Raw genomic sequence first — 26041 nt, 5'->3', positions numbered from 1 at the left:
AGTTGGTGCCCTAAATGAATATTGATTCCATGACCTCTCTACTCTGGCTGTTTCTTTTCAAAGATTTCTTTGTTTAAAGGGCCAAGAAAAATTAAGAAAAAGATAGCCCCAAAGGCTAGTTCATACACTTCCCATTTTCGACTTGCCGGATTAAGGGCAACAAAAATGGTTGTCACTAAAAAGGCTATGGTGTGGTGCCACTTTACGATGGGCACTGCAAATGTATTGGCCAAATCCTTAAACCAATTAAATTTTCTGAAAAGTATAGGAGTTATTATGAGGTAAAGAAACATAACCAGAAACAATAACTGGCTGAAGATAATTTTGTTTATTTTCTTTTCACCGACAACCAGGTTATGCAAGTTGGTTTCGCCCTGGGCGTTATTCTCTATAAAAAACTCGCTCGATTCAACACCAAAAATTCGTTGTCCCCATGATATTTCCTCACCTGCAGCAAAAAGGAATAAAACCACAAAAAGGAATGTCCCCAGTTTCCAAAATATTTTTTTTGTGGTCCACAATCTTATTAGGTGGTACAGGGAAAGTACAAATATGGCAAATAGCATTATGGCTGTTCCCCACTCAACAGGCCCGTCTTCTTGGGCATAATTAACGTCAAAATAAATGTCGTCACTAAGTCCTAAGTACAGACCTATAAGGACTATTACGGCTAAAATACCGTATCCTATTTTTTCAAATTTTGTAAAGATGTTCATCATCGTTTTTCAACTATATATAAATTACTTATCAAACGGTTTTTATGCCCTTTGGTTCCTGGGTCGGCATTGTAATTTAGGTCGTACACGGTCTTTAGCGTAAGCCTATATTCTGGGTCAAAGATACGTTTAAATTCATTTTCTTCGACTGGAATAACCAGAACGGCAAACTTTTCACCGTCGGGAATTGTAATTTCCTCATCCCCTTTGAGTACGGGGATTGTGGTACCGTAATCCCATATCATTTCTGGTGCAATTTCACCAAAACAATAGGTGGCAATACCCTCTTGCAGCAAAGTTGAATTTAGGTGTGATATACTTTTATAATGAGAATTTTTGTCCATAGCTCCAGAGAGTGGTAATGCCAATGATTTTATGGCGCCCACTAAGGCAATGGTCAGCAAAAAGCAGAGAAATAGCTGTTTTTTTCTTAATTGGACAAAAAGTAAAATTCCTATGGTAAAAAGTACCACGGATGATAGGGCATAATAACCCCAAAATGCACCTAAACCATCTTTCAATATAAAGTAGGCCACAAAGGGAAAAGCAATACATATAAGCCCTATTAGTCCAAAATGGAAATACACTGGTATCTTTTCTTTCCGGACAAAGGAGCTTTGAAAATTACTGATGACATATTCCATATAAAACCCCGTATTCAGTGCCAAGGGGATCAATACAGGAACAAGGTATCTAGCCTTTTTTTCCGGGATGATTGAAAGTAGAATTACTGAAAAAATGGTCCATAAAAAGGTGAACAGGTATGATTTTTTGTCGCTTACCCTATCCTTAAGATAAGGATACATAAGACTGATCAAGGCTGGTATGGTCCAAATGCCGCTCTGTATAAAAAAGCTCCAATAATAGTAGAAGGGACGAACATTATAACTGGACCAATTGGCAGTTTCCTTTTTTGTTATGGCCAAGAAGGCATCGGGATCGGCAAGGCGAACATACAAGAACCACCAAATGCCAATAATACTGGCCACGACGACCATGGCAACCAAGGGGATATATTTCCTGTAAACTGAAAAGTCCTTATATTTATATACGAAGCCGTAGGCCAAGAGAAAAGGCAAGAGGAGTGCATATAGTGAAACAGGTCCTTTACTCATGAAGGATAGGCCTATGAAAATTGCAGCAAGAAGGCTGTTCTTCCATTTGTTTTCGGCCAGTTTAAAAAAATGATATAAGAAATAGATACCTGTCAGCATAAATCCATGGGTGTAAATATCCCAAGGTGCCTCAATCGTAATGACGATTATATAAAATGAACTTAATAGAATAAGGGCATTTATGAGTGCATGCCTTTTATTGTTCAGTAATCGTAATGAAAATATATACCCTATATATCCCAGAAAGATAGCCATCAACATGGTTGGTAGCCGTAGTCCGGCTATGTTATCAAAACCAAATATCAATCCAAAAATGGCGGTGATCCAACTGGGTAAGGGGGGTTTCTCATATCTTGGCAGTTCGTTCATGGTTGTTAATAACCAATTGCCCTCGGTAATCATTTCCCGTGCGGTAATGAAATTTCTGGCCTCCATGATCGTGACGGGAATCACATTAAGTTGAAATAGGAAAATTGAGATACCCGCTATGAAGATCAGCGCAATAGGATTATTTTTCAACCACGTCATGCTCTTCATTTTTAAGGATAAATAAATTTCTTATATAAACGATCATACCTAAGGTATGGCCTATAAATAAAACTGGGTCTCTTCTGAAAATGGCATAAGTAAGAATTAAAGAAGCCCCCACCAGACTCAACAGCCAAAAACCAAAAGGAAGGCTAGAGGTTTTCTTTTTTTCGGAATATATCCATTGGTAAACAAATCGCAATGTGAATATTACTTGCGCTACACTTCCCAAAATTAGTAACCATGTAGGGATGTCTTCATTTTGGAAAATTGCTCTTAGTTCGTACAGTTTGTTATTATACCCATAGATGATAATAATTATCGGGAAAACCCATAAGAAAATCCTTAATGCTCTTGGTAATTTAGTCCATTCACCCTGTAATTGAATGTTTCGGATATAAATGAAATAAGTAATCGCCTGTCCTAGCATGATGGCAAAATCATCACGGAGCCATCCGTATACAAATAATAAAAAGGAGGCCAATAAACTAAGCTGCCAAAATAGTCTAGGGGTAAGTACTTTTTGATTTTTTTCCGATATTAACCACTGAACCACCATTCTACTGGAAAATAGTATTTGGGCAATAAAGCCTATAGCATAAACCATCCAATTTGCCATTTATCCTATTTTCTCTACCTCGTAGTTAATATATTTTTTCTTCATCCATAGGTAGGCAAAGCAATCCATTAGCGGACCTAGTAGCCTGTTCCATAAGCCAAACTTTGCCGTTCCGGCCATACGTGGAAAATGGCGAATAGGAATTTGTACTATGGTACCATTTTGCAACAAGATCATGGCGGGTAAAAAACGATGTAAACCTTTGAACATCGGGATCCTTTTGGCAAAATCTGTTTTTATAACCTTTAAGGGACATCCCGTATCGTCCATTCCGTCATTTGTAAATGCTCTACGTATATTATTGGCAATGGTAGATGAGGCATTCTTAACAAAGGAATCCTTTCTATCTGCCCTTACACCGGTCACAAGATCATATTGATCAATATGTTCCAGCAGCAGGTTGAAATCTTCGGGTGAGGTTTGTAGATCGGAGTCAATGTATCCCACTAAGGGTGTGTCTACGTGGTCGAAACCTGCTTTTATAGCGGCACTCAATCCTTTGTTTTTGGTAAATTTCACAAAACCAAAGGCTTCGTTTCTTTGGCAAATAGCCTCTATCAATTGTTGACTCTTATCCTTTGAACCATCGTTTACAAACAACACTTTGGCTTTCTTAGTGCAAATTGCCAAGTACTCCTTTAGCTCCTTTTCAACACGTTCCAAATTATCTTCTTCATTATAGACAGGAATAATTATGGTGAATTCGTAATTCATTTTGTACAAGGATAAGTGCTTTTATATCTAAATTTTAAAGGTCCAAAGATAATCAACTTTGTTAACCTATGCCTCATTGGAATGTTCATCTTATTATTAAGAAATAATGGGCGTTGCTTCAATATTATTTATGCGCCCGTATCACCTTATTCTATTGTTGAAATATTGTTACAGCCTCTATGTTAAAAGGTTTCTTTAGGGTTTTTTAGCAAGGTTCAACAGTTCCTGGGCCGCAGTGAAAGGGGATATTTCTCCATCAATTACTTTCCTGACCATTATATCTAAATGTAGTTTTATGTTTTTATTTCCGTAAAACTGTTGTTTAAGCTGGTCCTCAATGGTCTGTAGTAACCAGTATTTATTTTGATTTCTTCTTTTTGCGGTAATATGGTCCTTAGCGGTGGTAGAATCAATATAGGTCTGGATAAGCTTCCATATTTCTGATATTCCTGTTTTTTGAATGGCAGAACAACTAAGTACCTCTGTGGTCCATCCGTTTTCCTTGGGAGGATATAGATGTAAGGCCTTGGTAAATTCAGCTTTGGCCAAATTGGCCTGTTCAATGTTGCTGCCATCGGCTTTATTGATAACAATGGCATCTGCCATTTCCATGATGCCTCTTTTGATACCTTGAAGTTCATCTCCCGCACCGGCCAATTTCAAAAGTAAAAAGAAATCCACCATTCCATGTACGGCGGTTTCACTTTGGCCTACCCCGACAGTTTCCACTAAAATGGTATCGAATCCTGCTGCTTCACAAAGAGTTATGGTTTCACGGGTTTTTCGGGCAACACCCCCCAAGGAATGACCGGTAGGGGAGGGTCGTATAAAAGCATTCTTATCCTTGACCAATTCTTGCATACGGGTCTTGTCTCCCAAAATGCTGCCTTTACTTATTGAGCTGGAAGGATCTACTGCCAGTACCGCAACTTTTTTGCCATTGCCTGTAAGGTAAGATCCAAAGGTCTCTATAAAGGTACTTTTCCCTACTCCAGGAACCCCCGTAATTCCAATGCGTATACTATTGCCGCTATGCGGGAGGCACTGGTCTATGATTGCATTTGATTTTTGAAAATGCGAACTGTTGGTGCTTTCCACCAATGTTATGGCCCTAGCCAAAGCGGCTATATCCCCTTTTAAAATACCTTGGGTCAATTCAGCTACGGACGGACTCATTTTTCTAAAAGATTTAACTATAGAAATGCTTTTCCCCTCAGTATTTTTTTTGTTGGCCAAACTTATTTATTAATGGGAACGCTAACTTTTGTTTTATCCCAGGCAAGACTTAGGTAAAGCTGTTGCGCTTCATCAAAATCAATGGAAAGACTTTCTATTGTCTGTGACAATTGCTGTACGGGGACGCTTATTTCTACCACATCCGTTTCAGGGTTTCTAGTGGTTTCTTTTCCGCCACTTAAAATGGTAACTCCCCATTCCGGAATTTCACTATTGAAAATAAAGCTCCAGGTCTCTTTGCCAGGAATGGTCCACAAGGAATAACTTCCGGCGGGCAAGCTTTTACCACCAACACTGATGTTGGTAGCCGTGGTAAAAGTGGTAGGTTCATTTGCCCCTGTTCTCCAGACTAGATCATAAGGCACCAATTCGCCGAAAATAACACGGTCTTTTTTGAATGGACTGCTGTATTTTACGCTTAGGTCCATTCCATTTTTATCGTAAGTAGCTGTTTTCTCAGGACTGTTCTTTTTAGTCTGTTCCGTTAAATAGGATTTTCCGAATAAAAAGAAGGCCAAAACCAATACCACTACAACTATTACTAACCATTTTAGAAATTTCATATCCTTGGATTTTGCTAATCTATATTGTTCTAAATTACGAAACTAAATCTAAACTCGGTTTCATTATGATAGGTTTCTCCCGGTTTTAGAATGCTATTTGGAAAGTTGGGTTGGTTGGGAGCATCAGGAAAATTTTGTGTTTCAAAACATATTGCAGCAAAAGCCGCCGGTGTATAAACAACAACGCCAGGTTGATTGGTGATGACTTCCATGGATAAACCCGAAATATCAGAAGCCAGTACCGTACCATCCTCTAAACTGGAGTCCATAACAAATGGAGTATCCAAACGGACTTCACCTATCTTTTTCATGCTCAAAAAGTCATATTTGGAATTTTTAACAGAAACGATATTTCCCGTGGGAAGAAGCTTGGCATCTGTTTCCAGGTATTCCGGACAAGACAGTCTTAAATGATAATGGTCTATTTTGTCCCCACCATCCAAATTAAAATAGGAGTGGTTGGTTAAGTTTACAGGTGTTGCTTTGTCCGCTGTAGCTTCGTGGATAATAAATAGTGAGGAACCTACCAACTTATAGGTCACAATGGTTTTTAAGTTTCCTGGATAACCTTCTTCCATATCCTTGCTCAGATAGCTCAGCTTTACAAATGGATTCTCCCCATCGTGAACTTGGTCTATGGTCCAATACCTTTTCCCAAATCCCTGCTTACCTCCGTGTAAATGCACGCCATCCTTAGAAAAGATCGGATAGTTTGTATTGTTAATTTTAAAACCGCTGTTCGAAATTCTACCGGCATATCTACCAATACACGCTCCCAGTGATTTGTTATCGGTTAAATATTTTTCAGGCTCCTCTAAACCAACCACTACATTGGTGTCCAGGCCATCTTTATTTTTTAATATCAACTTTTGGATTATAGCCCCATAGTCCAGTACGGTCAGCGTGATGAAATTGTTTTTTATTGTAACTTGATTCAATGTATTTCTTTTTAAGATTTAAGATAAAAATACTCTTTTTTGCAACATTACAAATATTCCTTCGTCCTTTAGGTAATAAGGATTTGTAGGGAGCATTTTATGATTAATTATACCCCCTCAATAAAATAAAGAAACTGGCCAAAATGTTTCAGATTGATATTGTAGAACAATGTAAACGCAACGATCGCAAAGCACAGTTATCACTGTACAATCAGTATTGTCAGGGTATGTTTTATGTTGCCATGCGTTTTTTAAAAAATCCTGATGATGCCGAAGATATTGTGCAGGAGTCCTTTATAAGGGCTTTTCAAAAAATAAATCAATACAAGGGTGAAGTAACGTTTGGAGCATGGTTAAAGAAAATTGTAGTAAATAAGAGTATTGATTTTTTAAAATCGAGGCAGCTTAAGACCGTAGAACTAAATGAAGGGTATATGAAGGTGGTAGAGGGTGAAGATTGGTCTGTAGATGATACGGTTACCATAAAAGTGGTAATGCAGGCTATAACAGCATTACCGGAGAAATATAGATATGTGGTGCAGTTATTTTTGGTGGAGGGTTATGATCACAGTGAAATATCCGAAATCCTGGATATAAGCTATTCCACTTGTAGAACAAGATTATTAAGGGGTAAAGGGCAATTAAAGGAATTATTAAAAACGAATAAGTATGTCACAAGATCTTAGGGAAATGTTCAAGCGTATAGATTCGGTTTCAAAGGAATCTATGAAGGATGGTCATGAAGAGCGTTTTTTGAAAAGAATGGAAGAGGAACTTCCCATGGCCAAAAGGGCATCGTTCCCACTATATAAAATTGCGGCTTCCCTAATAATTCTCTTTGGTTTGGGTGCTTTAATTTTTATAAAAATAAGTGTTCCTGAACCTATAGATGCAACGGTAGTTGAAAAGGGAATCGCATTTCCGGAGGAAAAAGGTATATCCCTCGGTGACCTTTCTCCCGATTTAAAAAAGGTAGAGGATTATTACATGGTAAATATAAACTTAGAGCTCTCCCAATTAAAAATATCCGATCGCAACAAAGCCTTGATCGATAGTTTTATGGAGCAGTTGGAGGCATTAAATGTTGAGTATAAAAAGTTGAATACCGAATTAAATGAAATTGGTCCCAATGACCAAACAATAACTGCCTTGATCAAAAATTTACAACTGAGATTACTGTTATTGCATAAACTAAGGGACAAGTTGCAGGAACTAAAAAAGATAAGTAATGAGGAGGGTAAAAATGATTTGATAACCAGTATTTAAAAAAAAAGAAGGTCAAAATAAGGATAATAAAATAGTACAGATGAAAAATATATTTAATAAAATAGGAATGGTTGCTGCCATAGTTTTGGTAGCTGGCACAAGTGGTGTCTATGCACAAAAAAAATCCAAAACGTTTCATGAGAACTTTAATGTAACCAATGATGTGGTTTTGGAAATAAACACCAGTTATGCGGATATAGAATTTGAAACTTGGAACAAGAATCAGATAGATGTTGTGGCAGTAGTGGAGCTGCAAGATGTCTCCGAGGAAGAGGCCAACAATTACTTCAAAAATGAACCCATTAAAATTATAGGAAATAGTAAGGGTATAAGTGTCAGCACAGCATTGGAGCGCCAAGAATTTATCCATTATAGTACGGAAGATTTTAATATCGATTTTCTTGATCAGTTTAATGAAGTAGGGGGAACACATACTATTTCACCTTTGGTGGAATTGCCAGAATTACCTGAAATGCTGGAGATGCCACCACTTCCTCCAATGAATATGCAACCTTTTGATTATGAGGCTTATAAAAAGGATGGGGAAGCTTATATGAAAAAGTGGAAAAAGGAATTCGATAAGGGTTTTGATAAGGAATATCAGGAAAAAATGGAAGAGTGGGGCAGGCGTATGGAATTAAAACGGGCAGAGATCGATATAAGAAGAAGTGAAATGGAGAAGAATAGGGAACATGCCCAAATAGAGCGATTGGAGAAATTGCAAAATCTGCAAAAACAAAGAGTGGAAATACAGGAAAAAAATCTAGAACATAGGGAGAAAGCCATGGAGTTGAGACAACACTCACGGGAATCAGGAAATGATAACAAGACCATTACTATAGAGATCGACACAGTAGACGGGATGAAAAGAGAATTTATCTTTTTGGAAGAAAGTCATTCTACTGCACCCAATGTTTTTTATTCGATAAAAAAGGGAGGGGATAAAAATTTTAAGATCAAGAAAACCATTAAGATTAAATTGCCAAAATCTACCAAAATAAAGATGAACGTAAGACATGGTGAAGTTATTTTGGCCGAAAACACAAAGAATCTAAGCGCCACTTTATCCTATTCCACATTGTTGGCGACTACCATTGATGGGGATAAAACCTATATAGATGCCTCTTACTCACCGGTTAGTGTACAAAAATGGAACTATGGTCAATTAAAGGCGGATTATTCGGAGAAGGTAAATATCAAAGAAGTTGAAAATCTGACCCTTAGTGCAACTTTTTCCGACGTAAATATTGGGAACCTATTGAATAAGGCCTTTATTAAAAATAATTTCGGCCCATTGACCATCAATTCTATTTCCAAGGATTTTACCGATTTGGATATCAATTTGCAGAATGCGGAATTGCGCTGTGTATTGCCTAAGACTGCATTTAATATAGCTGTAAACGGTAGCAATTCGGAATTGGTTTACCCTAAGGAACTGCAGATGGTTAAAACAAAAAATGGTTATAATACCTTAAACAAGGGGTATCATATAAATAAGAGTAGTGGTAAGTCCATTATTATTAATTCCAAATTTACGGAAGTTGTTTTGCAGTGATGTGAAGTATTAATATAAAAATAAACGGGGGATTTTCTATTTGAAAATCCCCCGTTTTATAAAATTGAAATCTAAGAATTATAATTTGGGCTCCCATCCATTTTGGTATTCCCTTTTCCAATGGGACATGGCCTCATCATCATTTTTAACCCTACCTGTGGTTGGGTTGATATGTATGGTTCTTCCAACATCCTGGGCGATATTTCCTAAATGACAAAGCATGGTGGAAATACTGGCATCATTGATATCTGAATTCAGGGAAGTGTCCTTACGTATGGCACTGAAGAAATTATGAATGTGATTTACATCCAGTCCGCCCATACCCATGGTATTGGTGGTGGCACTTTCAACCCCTTCTTCTACTTTCTTTATTAAACTGCCATCCAGATTATAAAGGTTGTACTCATTTCTACTCAGTGTAATTGTTCCCTTGCTTCCGTAAATGGTTGCTCCCCTTCCAGGTTGCTCTGGTTTGATCAAGCCTCTACTATGACCTGTCCAGGTAATAAACTTGTCATCATCGTATTTATAGGTAACCTGTTGGTTGTCTACAAATTCCCAATCATCCTTAAAGGTGTACTTTCCGCCAAATGAGGTTACACTTGTGGGAAGGTCTACTCCAAGTGCCCAACGGCAAATATCAATTTCATGGGTGCCATTATTATGAATTTCTCCTGTACCCCAGGTACGGAACCAATGCCAATTGTATGGGTGTACATTGTCCCTGTAAGATTCCCTAGGTGCTGGTCCCTGCCATAAATCCCAGTCCAAGGTATTTGGAACCTCAATTTTATTGCCTATCCCTATAGAACCCCTATTGCTGGAATAATAAGCTTCGCCTTTATATACGTCTCCAATAATTCCTTCTCGGATCTCTTTAACTGCCAATGCGGAACTTTGAGCGGAACGCTGTTGGTTTCCCATTTGAACTTTTTTACCATATTTTTTTTGTGCGGCTACCAAAAGCTCATTTTCATGTGGATTATGGCTACATGGTTTTTCCACATAAACGTGTTTTCCCGCCTGTAAGGCCATTATGGCCATAGGAGCATGCCAATGTTCCGGAGTGGCTATAAATACGGCATCTACTTTCTTATCCTCTAGGACTTTCCTAAAGTCCTTTTCCACTTTAGGGACATAACCTATGTTCTTTTTACACCAAACATTGTGTTCCTCCAGTATTTTGTCGTCCACATCGCAACTATAAAGTATTTTGGCATTGGGATCTTGATTAATGGCAACAAAGTGGGCCTTGGCCCTGCTTCTCACCCCAATAACCGCCACGTTTATTCTGTCGTTGGCCCCTAAAATATTACCGTAGCCCATACTCGGTATTACCAATCCGCCCAAGCTAAGGGCAGCACTGCCGGCTGCTGTTTTTTTAATAAAATCTCTTCTCGTTTTCATTTATTCGCTTTTGTTTATGCTTTTAATTTTGATGTTTTTGAACGATACCCTATCCCCGTGATCTTGAAGAAGAATGTGTCCTTTCTCACCTTCACCAAAATTAGGCCATTTAACATATTTGCTTTCAGATACCAATTTGCGATAGTCATCGCTTTTTCTTTCATACTCCAAAACTTTGGTCCCGTTTAACCAATGTTCCACGTGATTGTTGACGGATATGATATGGGCTGTATTCCATTCCCCAATTGGATTGATCGGCTTGTTGGGGTCTGCTTGTATAAGATCATAAAGTGAAGCTACCGTTCTGCTGCCATCGTGATTGCCCAACTTGGCATCTGGATGACGCGCATCATCCAAAATTTGATATTCCAGTCCAATAGAAGAACCTGGTCCTTTATTAAGGTCGGTGTTGACATAATATTTAATTCCGCTGTTGGCACCTTCAGTTAGTTTAAAATCAGCCTTTAGTTCAAAATCGCCATAGAGTTCCGTGGTTACAATATCCCCTCCTGCTGCGGATTCTTCACCACCGGAAGGCAATACGGTAAGTATACCGTCCTTTATTTCCCATCCCGATTCTGGAAATCCGTCCAAACGGGCACCTCTCCATCCATTGGTAGTTTCCCCGTCCCATAACAATTTCCAATTGTCTTTTTCTTCACCAACTGTAAGCTTGTTCTTAGTAGTAATAGGGGTCAAGGGCGATTTTCTGGAATAGGTTTCCAAGTTGTCTGTAAGTATTTTGATATTCTTCCAAACAATTTGGGTTCCTTCGGTTTTGTCTTTTCCAATACCATGTACCTGAAGGGCAATAAAGCCACTTGCTGTTTTATCATCGATTAAATAGGAGGCAGGTACGTCGTTGATCCAAGTCTTTATGGTATCCCCTATAGCTTCAATTCTGTAATGGTTCCAATCATTTTGTTTAAAGGCCTTTTGTGCCAGTGGATTATCTCCCAACGGATTTAACCACCCTCTTCTGGCCTCATCATAAATACCGGCACTCCAAGCTCTTTCAGAAGGATCTATTTCGATCTGATATCCATGTACCCGTCCGTTCCTATAGGAAGGAAGGCTATTACTTCTAATCTGGATGCCCGAATTCATGGATGGGTCTACTTTATAATCCAATTCCAAGATAAAATCCCCGTACATTTTGTCGGTGGTCATAAAGGAATTGGGAGTGTTGTGAACAGTAGTTCCTACAATGGTACCATCAACGACTTCATATTTTGCATTTCCCCCTTTTTGGTTCCAGCCGTTCAAGGTTTTACCGTCGAATAAATTTATCCATGGAGTGTTATCTTTTTCAGTCCCTGCACAACCTATTATTAGGGAAGCCAATAGTATGGAGGCAAATAAGATGGATTGGATTTTTGATCTTAATTTCATTTTTGATATAATATTTTTATTATGTGGGCATGAAAGGTATAAAAAAGTGATTAATTATAGCCCCGAACATCAAAAAGACACTTAATTTTAAGTTAAAAGCAACAAAAAAAGACCGCCTAACTTGCAGCTGACGGCCTATTTTATAGAAAGACTTTATTAATAAGGAATTACGGATTCCCCTGGGATGTTATTTACATATACACCTTACAATGTGCATATGGGGTTGATTTCCTATCGAAATCAATGCGCCTTATCCTTTAATAGATCCGGAAATTTTGCCTGAAAACGTTTTAATCTTGGTACCGAAACGTTTCGGATATAGGAATTATTCGGATTGTTTTTTTCATAATCTTGGTGATAGTCCTCCGCATCATAAAACACAGTAAAGGGTTTTACCTCTGTAGTTATGGGAGCGGAATAAACCTTTTCCTTCTCCAATTTGGAAATATAGTCGTTTATGATCTTCTTTTCGGAGTCATTTTTATAGAAGGCGATGGATCTATATTGGGCACCTTTGTCGGGTCCCTGCCTATTTAAAGTAGTAGGGTCATGGGAGCCAAAAAATACTTTTACCAGGGTTTCAAAAGAAATCACTTTTGGATCGTAATAGACCTCTACCGCTTCGGCATGGGTGGTTCGCCCATAACCAACTTGCTCATAGGTGGGATTTTTTTCCTTGCCACCGGAGTAACCGGAGACAACTTCCTTAACGCCCTTTACACTCTCAAACACCGCCTCTACGCACCAAAAACAGCCACTGGCAAAATAGGCGGTTTCATACTGTTGAAGTTCGCTCGTTGTTAACTCGGCTATGGTTTCACTCTTTTGTTGGGATTTGGTTTTGGATTGACAGCTAATCGTGGTAAATCCTAAAACCCCTAGTAGTATGATCTGTAATAGTTTCATGTTGTTAATTACTTGATGTTGTTATGTTCTATTTTCTTAGTTAATCTATAATGCTCCTCTCTTCATTTAATATAAAGCAGCAAAAATCTTGCCTTTTTATTCATAATATAGTTCAAGCCTACCTTTATAGTTGCACTTTGTTTTAACCTTTAGTGTTTGTAATTCAAAAATACTTACGGAATTCTTCTTTAAAAGTTTTAAAATATCATTTTTATTCGAGAGACGCACATTTCAAAAGTCTCAGGCAAGTTGAAAGGTGTTTGTCGAACGAATCCTGGCATTTTGGCGCGGTTTCTGGTTTAATTCACACTTGCCCTTGGGAGGTACCTTAACGCGGGCCAGGGCTTGCCCTTGGGTTTAGTGCCATTTAGTATGTTTTGAAAGACGTAAACGAATTTACTAAGGCATAATTAATGCCCTTTGAAATTGAAGAGGGGAGTCTTGGAAATGAGGACTATGTAGATTAACGGTATAACATACCTCTAAGCAACTACTATTTATAAGTTTTTTACTACAAAATTTGATGGGTTATTGGTTTTTAGACCTGCAATCCTGTAAGAATTACCGATTAAATACCGATATCATCGATTAGCGATTCGCGACCCAATTTTCATTCACCGAGCATTTTCTGCACTTTAACGAGAGATTTGTCAGATACCGAAAAATAAGGGAATTTAAACGATTTGTGACATATGCCAAGGTGCATGTGGCGTTAAATTTACATAACAAAACAACGCAACATGAAAACGCTTTTAACTTTAATTTTTGTTCTTTTTATCGGAGTAGCTGCACAAGCCAACAATGTTGAGCAAGAAGTAAAAGTTGAAACGGTTACCATGAGTATTGTAACTTCTACTCAAAAGGAAGTTTCTGTTAAAAACGAAAACAAAGTAGCTCGTTTGTACATGTTCAAAAATTCTAGGGTTAAAAAAGAATTGTCTTTTTCTACTAAATTGAACAAAGCTAAATTGGCTTAATCAAATCGTTTTCTTTTTAAGAACAATTAATTCATCAAAAAGGTCTGATATTATATCTGCTTGAATTTGGGAATTACATAGTAAGTGTGAAAACCCTTTCATGTGTAACCAATGGAAATCTTAGTTTGATTTGAATTGCTACCTTTTGCTTAATACGGTTCCTTTCTATTTTATCATGGATTCACAAATACTTTAGTAGTTGGGATATTTAATTCCGCAACTCATTTAGACCTAATAGTTGTATTGGATATTGAAGAGGGGAGTCCTAGGAATGATGAGTATGTGGAATAAGGGAAGAACATACCTCAAAGCAACTACTAATTATAAGTTTTTTACTACAAAGTTTGAATGGTTGTTGGTTTTTAGACCTGTAATCCCGTAAGAATTACCGATTAAATACCGATATCATCGATTAGCGATTCATGACCCACTTTTCATTCACCGAGCATTTTCTGCACTTTAACGAGAGATTTGTCAGATACCGAAAAATAAGGGGGTTTAAACGATTTGTGACCTATGCCAAGGTGCATGTGGCGTTAAATTTACATAACAAAACAACGCAACATGAAAACGCTTTTAACTTTAATTTTTGTTCTTTTTATCGGAGTAGCTGCACAAGCCAACAATGTTGAGCAAGAAGTAAAAGTTGAAACGGTTACCATGAGTATTGTTACTTCTACTCAAAAGGAAGTTTCTGTTAAAAACGAAAACAAAGTAGCTCGTTTGTACATGTTCAAAAATTCTAGGGTTAAAAAAGAATTGTCTTTTTCTACTAAATTGAACAAAGCTAAATTGGCTTAATCACATTGTACTTTTAAATCTAAAATTTTGATTATTAATTTTTAGGTTTGTTGACACTCCTACTTTCTCTTCCAAAATTTGTCCTTAAGGAAATAGATCAAAGTAAGTATCGCAATATAAACCCCAAATCCAATAACCTCTTTGCGTTCAAGGTTGGAAAGTAACCAAACTATAATAATTACCGACAATATGGGCACCAAGTAACCTCCAGGTATCCTAAATTCGTGTTTGGTAGTTTTGCCCGATTTTCTTCTTGATCTTATTACTGAAAGGGATACACCCAGATATACCAGTAGTATTGATGCACTTGAAATAACGGCCAACTGTTCAAATCCGCCTAGGGAAGCTAGTAAAAATCCCGTTGTGGCATATGTAATTATTGCGATATATGGAGTTGAGAATCTTTTATGGATTTTTGAGAGTGGTCTAAGGGGAAGTACGTTATCTTTTGAGGCCCTAAAAAGTACACGTGGCATACTCAATATTTCACTGCTTAAATTTCCTAGCATAGAAATAGCGGCACCTATAGTGATTATGGTAAAACCAATGGGGCCAAAAACCTGTTGGGCTACCATACTTAAGGGATTTTCGGTGTAAGTGGATAAGGAAGCCCCTAGCACGCCCTGTGATACTGTTTGAATAAGGATATAAAGTATTAAAACACCAATGATACTTATAAATATTGCCCTTGGAATAGTCCTATTTGGTTTTTTAACCTCGCCACTTATAGATAATCCGGTCTCGGCGCCCTGAAATGCGAAAAACAGAATAAGGGATATAGCGCCAACTTTCGAAATTGATGGGGTGGAATCGATTATAAGGTTGTCAAATGAAACATGTCCCCAAGAAAAAAATACCAGTAATAGAAGAGGAATAAGTTTGGTGAGGGTAATTGTTTTTACCAAAACCATTCCTTCCTTGATACCTTTAACGTTAATATAGCCCAGTCCGGCGAACAGTATAATGAAAATTAACGTCCTAACATAATCGGTTTTAAAAAAAGGAAAAATAGAACCCAATACATCTACCAATGCATTGGCAACAGCCCCGTCTGCCGATAAGGCGGAAAGTACAAAAAGAATTACTGTCAGAAAACCAAAATAGGGTCCAAAAGAAGATTCAATATAAGTGTAGGCTCCTCCTGAAGTAGTTACTTTACTGCCTATTTCGGCAAAGCAAAGCATTACCAGGGTAATTAACAGGCCACAGAATAAATAGGCGTAAATACTGGAAGTACCTAATCCGGCGGCAACAATGGCAGGTAAGGCAAAGATACCGGCGCCGATCATAATATTGACTAAGTTGGCACTTAGTCCCCAAACACCTACCTCCCTTTTTAAATGTTCATTCGTTTCTTGCATTGGTCGGTTGGTTTAAAGATTTTTAATATTCAACGTTGATAAAGGAGGAGGATGTAATTTAGCACTTTTATATTAATAAATTGTGTGTCAAGGATTTAAGGTTTTTTTAGTATTATTTTACTACTTTATTTATTTCCTATAGTTTGTAAAGGCCTAAAGTTGTAATTCAAAGCCTCCCTGTCCATTCATTATATTTAATCCGATTATTGCCTCCAAACATACATTGCAGCTTTGTTATTGGCCAATAATTGGACATGGCTTTTTTATGTGCTAATCATTTATATTAATGAATAGGAATTTTGCTGTTGGTCGGCAGAGGTGGTTTCATGTAGGAAAAATATACTAAATTTAACACGTAGAGGAAATTTGAGAGTCTAGTCCTTGTAACTTACGGCCAATTTGTTAGCTTATTAGCTATTTATTACAAAAAGTTATGGCCGCTACCAATTCTTATGTAATCCCTATTCAAATGAGTTTTCGGTTAAAACTGGAATTTCTGGTAATAAATCATGATATCAACCTTAGAGATTGTTCTATAATAATAAGGAATTGAGTATGGACAAAAACAAATATGAACAAAGTATACAGAACAATAAAATCCTTATAGAACAGGCGCCGACGGCAATTGCCATGTTGGATAAAAATATGCGCTATATTGCAGTTTCGAAGCGCTGGGTCGCGGATTACAAGATGGAAGGCAAGGAAATCATAGGACGCTCGCATTATGATATTTTCCCGGAAATAGGTGAAGAATGGAAAGCAAATCATCTCAAATGTCTCGAGGGGGCCATTGATATTTGTGAGGAGGCCCCGTTTAAGCGTGCAGATGGATCAATACAATGGATTTATTGGGATGTACGTCCTTGGTATATTGCTGAAGGTGAAGTAGGAGGTTTGTTAATGCACACTGGTGACATTACCCCTTTAAAGGAAAAGGAAAGGGAAAGGACTAGAATGTTGGAAATATTGGATAAGACCTATAAGGAGGCACGCATAGGTACTTGGGAAGTAAATTTACTAACCAATGAGGTTATATGGAGCGATATAGTTAGTGAAATACACGGGGTCCCTAAAAACTATAAGCCTAACTTGGAGACCGCCATGAATTTTTATAAGGAAGGGGAGAGCCGTGAAACAATACGGGTGGCCGTGGAAAATGCTATTTTGTATGGGACGCCGTATAACCTGGAAGTAGAGCTGGAAACCGCCAGAGGAGATTCTCTATGGGTCCGGACCGTTGGAAACGGAGAATTTGTAGATGGTAAATGTGTTAGTTTAATTGGGATATTTCAGGATATTAACGAAAAGAAACTTTCAGAACATACGCTAAGTAAGGCCAATGCTGAATTAGAGGCAATATTCAATTCCAAAACTGTAGCCATTATTACCACAAATGATAAGGGAACTATAAATCATTTCAATCATGGCGCCGAGATCTTATTGGGCTATTCGGCATCTGAAATGGTTGGTGTAAATAAGCCCGACATATATACAAGTAAAGATGAATTTCTTAGGTTTACCAAAGATATAGCTAAAAAATACGATAAGGATCCCTTAGATTTTAATCCACTTTTGGAATTGGCCCAAAGAAACGAATACGATGTCAGGGAATGGGTTTACAGAAGAAAGGATGGGTCAACTTTCCCAGTTCAGGCCACTCTTTCCGCCATAAAAAATAAACAAGGGGAGTTAATTGGATATTTAAATGTGTCTTCTGATATCTCCGAGCGTAAACAAGTTGAGATTGAGCTTTTGCGGAAAAACCAGGTTCTGAATTTCGCTGAGAACTTAACAATGATTGGCAATTGGCAATGGAATACGCTTACGAATGATGTGAAATGGTCTGCCAATTTATATAAAATATTTGGTCTTGATGAGAATGTCGCGGGCTTAACTTATGAAACTTATTTTTCTTTCGTCCACCCTGATGATAAAAATATGGTAACCGAACATGTACAACTGGGTTTTCAGAATAAAAACTTTCCAGATCTACTGCATCGCATTCAATTGAGGGATGGTAGTGTAAAAACGATTCAGCTCGTAGCTGAAGTTATGACCAATGATGTTGGGGAAGTGATTGAGTTGGTAGGCGCTTGTCAGGATGTATCCGAACAGCGAATGGCAGAATTAAAATTCAGGGGATTATTGGAGTCGGCCCCGGATGCTATGGTGATTGTGAATGAACAGGGGAAAATACACCTAATCAACAAGCAGGCGGAAAAATTATTCGGTTATAAAGCAATGGAATTAATGGGGAAATCAGTAGAAATACTTATACCGGATGGTTTTGCTGCAAAACACCGTGCACATCGTACTGGTTATTTTGCCAATCCTAAAACTAGGGAAATGGGTGATGGCAAGGAATTATTTGGAGTTAACAAAACGGGGGACCTCATTCCTATACAAATAAGCTTAAGTCCTTTGAAAACTGAGGAAGGGATATTGGTATCATCGGCAATTCGAGACATAACCAGTCAGAAAATGGCGGAGCGAAAAATCTTGGAAGCAAAGGAGAAGTTGGAGATATTTTCTAATAAATTGGTTGTGCAGAATGTACAACTTGCTGATTTTAATCAAATTACATCACATAATTTAAGAGCTCCGGTAGCCAATCTAAATTCGCTTTTAGGTTTTTATAATCAAGCTATCAATGAAGAGGAGCGTGTATTTCTTTTTCAAAAATTTGAAAAAGTTATTCATCATCTAACTTTAACCTTAAATACCTTAGTGGAGGCCCTCAAAACTAAGAACGAGAACTCTAAGGAGGTCATGGAAGAAGTGGTTTTTGACGAGATTATGAATAAAACAAAGGACATACTTTCGGGTGAAATTTTAAAGACAGGTGCTATTATTAGATATGATTTTTCTAAATTGTCCAATATCAGCTATAATAGGATTTATTTGGATAGCATTTTTCTTAATTTGATCGGAAATGCCTTAAAATACAAATCACCTGACAGGGTACCTGAAATATATATTGAAACAGGAATAGAGAACGGAAAGAAAATTCTTAAGGTCTCTGACAATGGTCTGGGGATTAATTTGGAAAGACATGGACATAAATTGTTTGGACTGAACAAGGTTTTTCATAGGCATCCTGATGCCAAGGGGGTAGGATTGTTTTTGACCAAAATTCAGGTAGAAGCCATGGGAGGTTCTATTTCGGCTGCAAGTGAAGTAAATGTGGGTAGCACCTTTAAAGTTAATTTTAATTAGATTATATGAATAGTTCCTTGAATGTATGTATAGTTGATGATGATGATATTTATCAATTTACAATAGTTAAAACTTTGAAAGCACTTGAGCTGACCGATAGAATAATGGTTTTTTCGGATGGAGAAGAGGCATTGGAATTTATGTTGGATAACATAAATGAGGATGACGAACTACCCGACGTTATTTTTCTGGATATCGACATGCCGGTAATGGACGGATTCCAGTTCATGGAGGAGTACGTTAAGATTAAGTCCAATATTGGAAAGAAAATAACTATTTATATGGTCTCCTCATCGGTTGACCCTGCTGATATTGAAAGAGCAAAAAAAATAAGTGAAATTACGGACTATATCGTTAAGCCCATTACCCATGATCAGCTAAAATCAATTATTCAGGAATTGGAAAGTAACGGAGGGTTATAAGGCATTAGACTATTTGCGGAAAATAAATTAGAACTTCGAAGGGGTTCTCAGGACCATAATCGTCCAGTAATTAAATTATTGATGAGTTACACAGTTAAGAAGCTTAATATAACCCGCATTAGTGATTGCAGCGGCATCCTTTTTTATGCTAGTGGGGGAAGATAGGACTGTTATGATGTCCTGGACATAAAAAAGATATAGCGGAAAGCACGGCCACTTTATGTTTTTCCATAAAGTGGCAATGCCCCACCAATTAATTATAGTACGTTGTCCTTGATTTCTTCTACCACTTCAGGATTTAGCAATGTGCTGGTATCTCCCAGATTACTCATATCCCTACTGGCGATTTTGCGCAGTATACGTCTCATGATCTTGCCCGAACGGGTCTTTGGCAAGCCAGAAGTGAATTGTATTTTGTCCAGTTTGGCTATGGGGCCAATGTGTTCGGTAATGATTTGATTTATTTCATTCCTTAGATTGTCATGGTTACGCGATTCCCCTGTCTCCTTGAGGATTACATAGCCATATAGGGCATTGCCCTTAATATCGTGTGGGAAGCCTACAATGGCCGATTCTGCTACTGCTGGGTGTTCATTTATGGCATCCTCTATTGGGGCCGTACCCAAGTTGTGGCCAGATACGATGATTACGTCATCTACACGACCGGTAATTCTGTAATATCCTACCTCGTCCCTTAAAGCGCCATCCCCGGAAAAGTATTTGTTGGGAAAGGCCGAGAAATAGGTATCCTTATACCGATCATGATTGCCCCAAATGGTCCTTGCCATGCCTGGCCATGGGAATTTTATGCATAGGCGGCCTTCTACTTGGTTGCCCTTTAGTTCCTTGCCCTGCTCGTCCATCAATGCCGGTTGTATCCCTATAAAAGGTAGGGTGGCATAGGTGGGTTTGGTTGGGGTAACATAAGGAATGGGAGTTATCATAATTCCTCCTGTTTCTGTTTGCCACCAAGTATCAACAATGGGACTATTCTTTTTTCCAATAACATCATTGTACCAATGCCAAGCTTCTTCGTTGATGGGTTCCCCAACGGAGCCCAAAACTTTTAAGGAAGACAGGTCGTGGTTTTCGGCAAAAGCAATATTTTGTTTTGCAAGGGCACGGATAGCGGTAGGTGCGGTGTAAAACTGGTTTACTTTGTGTTTTTCCACGATTTCCCAAAACCTTCCGAAATCTGGATAACTGGGCACTCCCTCAAACATCAGGGTAGTGGCGCCATTTGCCAAGGGACCATAGACAATATAGCTATGCCCGGTAATCCAACCTATATCGGCCGTACACCAATAAACATCGTTTTCGGTGTATTGAAAAACATTTTTGAAGGTGTAGGCGGTATATACCAAATAACCAGCTGTTGTATGTACCATACCCTTAGGTTTACCGGTGGAACCCGAGGTGTACAATATAAATAGAGGGTCTTCGGCATCCATGATTTCAGGAACGCAATCCAAATAAGCATTTTCCAACAAAGGTTGCAGCCATTTATCCCGACCTTCTTTCATGTTTATATCAGTATTGGTGCGCTTTACCACCAAAACAGTTTTAACTCCTGGGCAATCCTCAAGTCCCTCGTCTACAATGCCCTTAAGATCAATGGATTTAGAACCTCTATAAGATCCATCCGAAGTTATGACCAGTTTGCAGTCACTGTCATTGATCCGTGTGGATAATGCGGTCGCTGAAAACCCTGCAAACACCACGGAATGAACGGCCCCTATTCGGGCACAAGCCAATAGGGCAATGGACAATTCCGGAATCATAGGAAGGTAAATACAAACCCGATCTCCCTTTTTAACACCTTGGTCCTTTAAAACATTGGCCAATTGGCAGACGCGTTCGTGTAATTGATGATACGTTATATGCTGGGCTTCCTCCTCCGGATTGTTGGGCTCAAAAATAATGGCCGTTTTTTCTCCTCTTGTAAGCAGGTGCCTATCTATACAGTTTTCAGTAATATTAAGTTGTGCACCTTCAAACCATTTTACCTCTGGCTTTTCAAAATCCCAACTTAAAACGTTGTCCCATTTTTTTCTCCATAAAAAATGTTCTTCGGCCACTTCTCCCCAGAAATTTTCTGGTTCGCGAACCGATTTTCGATAAACTTGGTAGTACTCTTCTAAATGCTTAATGTGATAATTGCTCATCGTGTTTCTAAAATTTCTATAAATTTATATAAATCATCCATAAAAGGATGGTTTCATTCAATGATTTTAATAGAGAATGGCTATTTTTTTGAGAAACTGTTAAAACTGTTAAGGTCAAGATAACAGCTTCATTTATCCGTTATGAACCTGCCTAATAACCTTGCCAAGGGTTACTGTTGTTTTTTGAGGTTGCCTACACATTTTCCACAAAGGGATCAGTGATCTACTGCTTCTCCTGCACCACTGGGAATCCTTATGTTTTCCACTATTTCCTGCACGTCCTCTGGAGGTTCCGGTGTAAATCTATTGATGACCAGGGCCACTACAAAGTTTACGATCATGGCAACGGTCCCAAAGCCCTCGGGTGATATTCCGAACCACCATTCCGACTTATCGGGAATCTCGCCCAGCCAGCCCAATTTAAATTTGGCCATGTAGAATAACATTAGACTAATTCCTACTATCATGCCGCCAATGGCGCCTTCCTTGTTCATTTTTTTGTAAAATATTCCAAGTACAATGGCAGGGAAGAATGATGCTGCCGCAAGTCCAAAGGCGAGGGCAACCACAGCAGCCACAAATCCAGGAGGGTGAATGCCAAAATATCCGGCTATAACTACTGCCACGGTAGCTGCACCCCTTGCGGCCCAAAGCTCACCTTTTTCCGAGATACTTGGTTTAAACACTTTCTTGATCAGATCATGGGATACGGAGGCCGATATAACCAGTAACAATCCAGCCGCGGTACTTAATGCTGCGGCCAATCCTCCTGCAGCAACTAAGGCAATTACCCATGCTGGAAGGTTGGCTATCTCTGGATTGGCCAGAACCATAATGTCATTATCTACCGTTAATTCATTTTTATCCTGATCGGCTACATATTGAATTATGCCATCCTTGTTTTTGTCGTCAAATGTCAATAATCCCGTTTCCTCCCAGTTTTTAAACCAGGCAGGCATAAGGCTGTATTCCTCGTTACTCACAGTATCTATTAAATTAATTTTGGCAAAAACGGAAACGGCCGGGGCTGTAGTGTATAGGATGGCTATAAGCAATAAGGCCAGTCCTGCAGATTTACGGGCATCCTTAACTCTTTTAACGGTAAAGAACCGTACAATAACATGGGGCAAGCCTGCTGTACCCACCATTAATGCCAGGGTAATGGCGAAGACATCTATGACCGATTTAGTGCCATCGGTATATTCAGCAAAACCCAATTCGGTGGACAATCCGTTCAATCGGTCCATTAAAAATGTTCCAGAACCATCGTTTAGGGTAGATCCCATTCCAAGTTGCGGTATGGGGTTACCCGTCATTTGAAACGATATAAAAATGGCCGGGACCATAAAGGCAAAAATCAGAACACAATATTGCGCCACTTGGGTATAGGTAATTCCTTTCATACCACCTAAAACGGCATAAAAAAGCACTATGACCATTCCTATGATGACTCCGGTATTGATATCAACCTGTAAAAACCTGGAGAAGACGACCCCAACACCTCGCATTTGTCCGGCCACATAAGTAAAGGAAACGATTAAAGCACAAAAGACTGCCACGATACGAGCGGTATTGGAATAATAGCGGTCCCCAATAAAATCGGGTACGGTAAACTTTCCGAATTTTCGCAAATAGGGGGCAAGGAGCAATGCCAACAGCACGTATCCTCCGGTCCAGCCCATTAGATAAACGGACCCGTCATATCCTGCAAAGGCAATAATCCCGGCCATGGAAATAAAGCTGGCAGCGGACATCCAATCGGCTGCCGTCGCCATTCCGTTGGCCAAGGGCGACACGCCTCCACCGGCAACATAAAAATCTTTTGTTGATCCGGCCCTGGACCAGATTGCAATTCCGATATAAAGGGAAAAGGTAATTCCGACAAGAAGGTACGTCCAGACTTGAACACTCATATTTTAAGGTTTTTGGTTGATATTATGGATTGTATTATTTGGTATTTTGGTGGTGAGCCCAAATACGTTTCTGTAATTAGTAGTAGATTTGGAACTATCAGCGGAGCTATTCGTTGTAACCATACTTTTTGTCCAACTTGTTCATAAGACGAACGTAAACAAAAATCAGGACTACGAAAACATATATGGAGCCTTGTTGGGCAAACCAAAATCCCAATTTGAATCCGCCAATTTTAATGGTGTTCAAAGCATCTTTAAAGAGAATTCCAGCTCCAAAGGAAACAGCAAACCAAATGAATAAAAGAATAAATAAATAACGTACATTTTCCTTCCAATAGGCTGTGGCCTTTTTTTGTTTTTCACTCATTTTTACCCTTTTGTTTAACCGTGGTAGATTGATTAGGTAACCAAGATAAGTATTTGAATTAATATACCAAACGATATGTTTTTAACTTGGTAAATAAACAACGCCGCCATAAGAATCCCGTTTGGCCCCTGTAACTGAACTTAGGCAATTGTTTTTCCGTTCCTCCCGCAATACACCCATTAAGGCAAATACTAGGGCTTCCTTAAATTCGATCAAGGTTTTTGAAGGTGAAATAACTTTTGTTTCTGTACCGAGTTTTTCTTGTAGGCAGTCCATTAGGAAAGTGTTTAAAGCACCTCCGCCGGTAACAAATAAGCTTCTATTTGTTTTATTCTTCTGTGTTTTTACTTGTAGGGCTATCTGATCGCAAATATGGTGAATGGCCGTATGTAGTAAATTCTCAATAGTATCTGAAGTAGTCTCTACAATAGGTACAACTTCCTTCACAAACCATTCAAAACCTATAGATTTTGGAAATGGCAATTTATAGAATTCCAAGTCGTTCAGTCGGTCCAGCATTAATTGATTTATTTTTCCCGTTCGTGCCAAGGAACCTCCCTTATCGTAATTGAGTTTTATCTTTTGAGTGATATGGTTGAGAATCATATTGGCCAGCCCTATGTCGTAAGCCAGTCTTTTTCCATTTTCCTCAAAAGATATATTGCTTATTCCGCCAAGATTGAGGCAAAAGTCGTACTGCCCAAAAAAGAGTTGATCGCCAATTGGCACCAAAGGCGCTCCCTGTCCTCCCAAGGCAACATCGTTCGTACGGAAGTCGCAAATTACCTTAGTGGCACTTTCGTTGGCCAGGTGTTGACCGGAACCTATTTGAAAGGTAAGTCCGTTTTGTGGTTGGTGGTGGGTGGTATGACCATGGCTGGCAATAAGATCGACATCCAGCCCATAGGTACTAATAAAATCTTTGGCTTGTATGCCGAGCCAAGTACCATAGGAATTATGGAACTGAAGTAGTTCGTCTGCTGGCAAGAAAATGGATTTTTTTAATTTTTCCTGCATCTCTTCGCTATACGAAATACTATGTGTCTGTTTAATTTCAAAACCCCAAGCTTTGGAGGTCTCCCATATATGGCAATATGCCAGGTCCAATCCGTCCAAGGAGGTACCTGACATTAATCCTATCACTTTATATATTTTCATCTTTATCTTATAATGTTGTTGAACTTCATAGCTGAGGCTTTTTATTCCGAGAGTATGAAAATTACAGAAACGGGCTTTTTGTCATCGTTGGTGACTTCCTGAAAATGATGCAATTGAAGTCCAGCTTTTTTAAAAACGGACATCCATGATTCAAAGGTACGCGCATACCAGGCATGGCCGTCCGTAAAATTACCTGGAAGTCCGTTCCAAGAATCGTTGATCCATTGGCTTTTGTAATCCAAGTTATTTTGGGTCAAGAAAAAAGGATGAAGGGTCTGTATGGCGATATATCCATTTTCCGAGAGCACATTTTTTATTTGCTTTAAAAGCTGGCTTAATCCTTCTCTTTGATAAAGGCAAAAGTTAAATACAACTGCATCATAAGGGGCATCGGGAACGGGATTTCCCAATTCAATTTCTTTGTAGGACATTTGATAAAAGGTGCCGGCGCCTTTATTCTTAGCGTTGTCCAATAATTGGGGGATGGCATCCAATCCTACTACATATTTTCCCATCCCAATCAGGCTTCTGGTGAGCCAACCTTCGCCACAGCCCACATCCAAAATTTTGATTGCAGGAGAATTTCCTATAACATTCAATATGGCCTTATTGGTAAATTTTCTAGATTCGATATCGGCATTGTCAATTACCCTTATCCACTCATGGGCATTTTTATTCCAGGAATCGATTATGTTTTTTTCCATAT

At 38.7% G+C, this 26041-nt stretch carries 23 protein-coding genes; 7 read left to right on the top strand and 16 right to left on the bottom strand.

What is annotated here, in order from left to right; genetic code table 11:
• Nucleotides 1-38: 38 nt before the first annotated feature.
• The 7 genes from H4O18_RS13320 to H4O18_RS13290 form a co-directional block, all read right to left on the bottom strand.
• Nucleotides 39-719 carry a hypothetical protein gene (locus H4O18_RS13320; protein WP_246474266.1) on the bottom strand — a complete coding sequence of 227 codons (681 nt, stop codon included), beginning with the start codon at nucleotides 717-719 and terminating at the stop codon, nucleotides 39-41.
• Nucleotides 716-2359, bottom strand: a complete 1644-nt coding sequence (locus H4O18_RS13315; RefSeq protein WP_187585378.1) for an ArnT family glycosyltransferase — start codon at nucleotides 2357-2359, stop codon at nucleotides 716-718. Before H4O18_RS13315 ends, H4O18_RS13320 begins: the two co-directional genes overlap by 4 nt.
• The gene (locus H4O18_RS13310; protein WP_187585377.1) at nucleotides 2340-2978 is read right to left on the bottom strand and encodes a lipid-A-disaccharide synthase N-terminal domain-containing protein; all 639 of its coding nucleotides are present in this window, start codon (nucleotides 2976-2978) and stop codon (nucleotides 2340-2342) included. The genes H4O18_RS13315 and H4O18_RS13310 overlap by 20 nt, the downstream gene beginning before the upstream one ends.
• Nucleotides 2979-3692, bottom strand: a complete 714-nt coding sequence (locus H4O18_RS13305; protein WP_187585376.1) for a glycosyltransferase — start codon at nucleotides 3690-3692, stop codon at nucleotides 2979-2981. It lies immediately after the preceding gene.
• 195 nt (nucleotides 3693-3887) lie between these two features.
• Nucleotides 3888-4868, bottom strand: coding sequence for a methylmalonyl Co-A mutase-associated GTPase MeaB (meaB, locus tag H4O18_RS13300; protein WP_187585375.1), 981 nt, complete (start codon nucleotides 4866-4868; stop codon nucleotides 3888-3890).
• A gap of 62 nt (nucleotides 4869-4930) precedes the next feature.
• Nucleotides 4931-5491 (bottom strand): DUF2911 domain-containing protein, encoded by a 561-nt coding sequence (locus H4O18_RS13295; RefSeq protein WP_187585374.1) that lies wholly within the window; start codon nucleotides 5489-5491, stop codon nucleotides 4931-4933.
• A 29-nt stretch (nucleotides 5492-5520) separates the two neighbouring features.
• Nucleotides 5521-6429: an aldose epimerase family protein gene (locus H4O18_RS13290; RefSeq protein WP_187585373.1), complete on the bottom strand. Its 909-nt coding sequence runs from the start codon at nucleotides 6427-6429 to the stop codon at nucleotides 5521-5523.
• A 143-nt stretch (nucleotides 6430-6572) separates the two neighbouring features.
• On the opposite strand from H4O18_RS13290, the gene H4O18_RS13285 reads away from it, so the two are divergent.
• From H4O18_RS13285 to H4O18_RS13275, 3 genes are read left to right on the top strand one after another with little or no spacing between them, the layout of a single operon-like run.
• On the top strand, nucleotides 6573-7115 hold the full coding sequence (locus H4O18_RS13285; protein ID WP_187585372.1) for an RNA polymerase sigma factor: 543 nt from the start codon (nucleotides 6573-6575) through the stop codon (nucleotides 7113-7115).
• Nucleotides 7099-7695: a hypothetical protein gene (locus H4O18_RS13280; protein ID WP_187585371.1), complete on the top strand. Its 597-nt coding sequence runs from the start codon at nucleotides 7099-7101 to the stop codon at nucleotides 7693-7695. The genes H4O18_RS13285 and H4O18_RS13280 overlap by 17 nt, the downstream gene beginning before the upstream one ends.
• 40 nt (nucleotides 7696-7735) lie before the next feature.
• Nucleotides 7736-9250, top strand: coding sequence for a hypothetical protein (locus H4O18_RS13275; RefSeq protein ID WP_187585370.1), 1515 nt, complete (start codon nucleotides 7736-7738; stop codon nucleotides 9248-9250).
• A 78-nt stretch (nucleotides 9251-9328) separates the two neighbouring features.
• Here H4O18_RS13275 and H4O18_RS13270 read toward each other — a convergent pair whose 3' ends face one another.
• The 3 genes from H4O18_RS13270 to msrA all read right to left on the bottom strand — a co-directional run bounded on the left by H4O18_RS13270 (nucleotide 9329) and on the right by msrA (nucleotide 12955).
• On the bottom strand, nucleotides 9329-10657 hold the full coding sequence (locus H4O18_RS13270; protein ID WP_187585369.1) for a Gfo/Idh/MocA family oxidoreductase: 1329 nt from the start codon (nucleotides 10655-10657) through the stop codon (nucleotides 9329-9331).
• The gene (locus H4O18_RS13265; RefSeq protein ID WP_187585368.1) at nucleotides 10658-12049 is read right to left on the bottom strand and encodes a 3-keto-disaccharide hydrolase; all 1392 of its coding nucleotides are present in this window, start codon (nucleotides 12047-12049) and stop codon (nucleotides 10658-10660) included.
• Nucleotides 12050-12289: 240 nt separating this feature from the next.
• A complete protein-coding gene (gene msrA, locus H4O18_RS13260; RefSeq protein ID WP_187585367.1) occupies nucleotides 12290-12955 on the bottom strand; it encodes a peptide-methionine (S)-S-oxide reductase MsrA in 666 nt (221 codons plus the stop codon).
• Between the two features lie 740 nt (nucleotides 12956-13695).
• Here msrA and H4O18_RS13255 point away from each other — a divergent pair.
• Together H4O18_RS13255 and H4O18_RS13250 are read left to right on the top strand one after the other, a co-directional pair.
• Nucleotides 13696-13932, top strand: a complete 237-nt coding sequence (locus H4O18_RS13255) for a hypothetical protein (RefSeq protein ID WP_187585366.1) — start codon at nucleotides 13696-13698, stop codon at nucleotides 13930-13932.
• Between the two features lie 564 nt (nucleotides 13933-14496).
• Nucleotides 14497-14733, top strand: coding sequence for a hypothetical protein (locus tag H4O18_RS13250; RefSeq protein WP_187585366.1), 237 nt, complete (start codon nucleotides 14497-14499; stop codon nucleotides 14731-14733).
• Between the two features lie 59 nt (nucleotides 14734-14792).
• On the opposite strand, the gene H4O18_RS13245 is transcribed toward H4O18_RS13250, so the two are convergent.
• Complete coding sequence (locus H4O18_RS13245; protein ID WP_187585365.1) at nucleotides 14793-16094, bottom strand: APC family permease; 1302 nt, start codon at nucleotides 16092-16094, stop codon at nucleotides 14793-14795.
• Between the two features lie 555 nt (nucleotides 16095-16649).
• On the opposite strand from H4O18_RS13245, the gene H4O18_RS13240 reads away from it, so the two are divergent.
• Together H4O18_RS13240 and H4O18_RS13235 are read left to right on the top strand one after the other, a co-directional pair.
• Nucleotides 16650-19310 carry a PAS domain S-box protein gene (locus H4O18_RS13240; RefSeq protein ID WP_187585363.1) on the top strand — a complete coding sequence of 887 codons (2661 nt, stop codon included), beginning with the start codon at nucleotides 16650-16652 and terminating at the stop codon, nucleotides 19308-19310.
• Nucleotides 19311-19315: 5 nt separating this feature from the next.
• Nucleotides 19316-19732, top strand: a complete 417-nt coding sequence (locus H4O18_RS13235; protein ID WP_187585361.1) for a response regulator — start codon at nucleotides 19316-19318, stop codon at nucleotides 19730-19732.
• A 257-nt stretch (nucleotides 19733-19989) separates the two neighbouring features.
• Here H4O18_RS13235 and acs read toward each other — a convergent pair whose 3' ends face one another.
• The 5 genes from acs to H4O18_RS13210 all read right to left on the bottom strand — a co-directional run bounded on the left by acs (nucleotide 19990) and on the right by H4O18_RS13210 (nucleotide 26039).
• Nucleotides 19990-21897: an acetate--CoA ligase gene (gene acs, locus H4O18_RS13230; protein ID WP_187585359.1), complete on the bottom strand. Its 1908-nt coding sequence runs from the start codon at nucleotides 21895-21897 to the stop codon at nucleotides 19990-19992.
• 215 nt (nucleotides 21898-22112) lie between these two features.
• Nucleotides 22113-23810, bottom strand: coding sequence for a sodium:solute symporter family protein (locus H4O18_RS13225; RefSeq protein WP_187585357.1), 1698 nt, complete (start codon nucleotides 23808-23810; stop codon nucleotides 22113-22115).
• 106 nt (nucleotides 23811-23916) lie between these two features.
• On the bottom strand, nucleotides 23917-24177 hold the full coding sequence (locus tag H4O18_RS13220) for a DUF4212 domain-containing protein (RefSeq protein WP_187585355.1): 261 nt from the start codon (nucleotides 24175-24177) through the stop codon (nucleotides 23917-23919).
• A gap of 81 nt (nucleotides 24178-24258) precedes the next feature.
• Nucleotides 24259-25335 carry an anhydro-N-acetylmuramic acid kinase gene (locus H4O18_RS13215; protein WP_187585353.1) on the bottom strand — a complete coding sequence of 359 codons (1077 nt, stop codon included), beginning with the start codon at nucleotides 25333-25335 and terminating at the stop codon, nucleotides 24259-24261.
• 41 nt (nucleotides 25336-25376) lie between these two features.
• Entirely contained in the window at nucleotides 25377-26039 is a 663-nt protein-coding gene (locus H4O18_RS13210) for a class I SAM-dependent methyltransferase (RefSeq protein ID WP_246474264.1), read from the bottom strand.
• Between the last annotated feature and the right edge of the window lie 2 nt (nucleotides 26040-26041).

Source organism: Arenibacter arenosicollis (genome assembly GCF_014397245.1).
GTDB classification, from domain to species: Bacteria; Bacteroidota; Bacteroidia; order Flavobacteriales; family Flavobacteriaceae; genus Arenibacter; species Arenibacter arenosicollis.
This window is presented reverse-complemented; position numbering and strand designations above follow the sequence as displayed.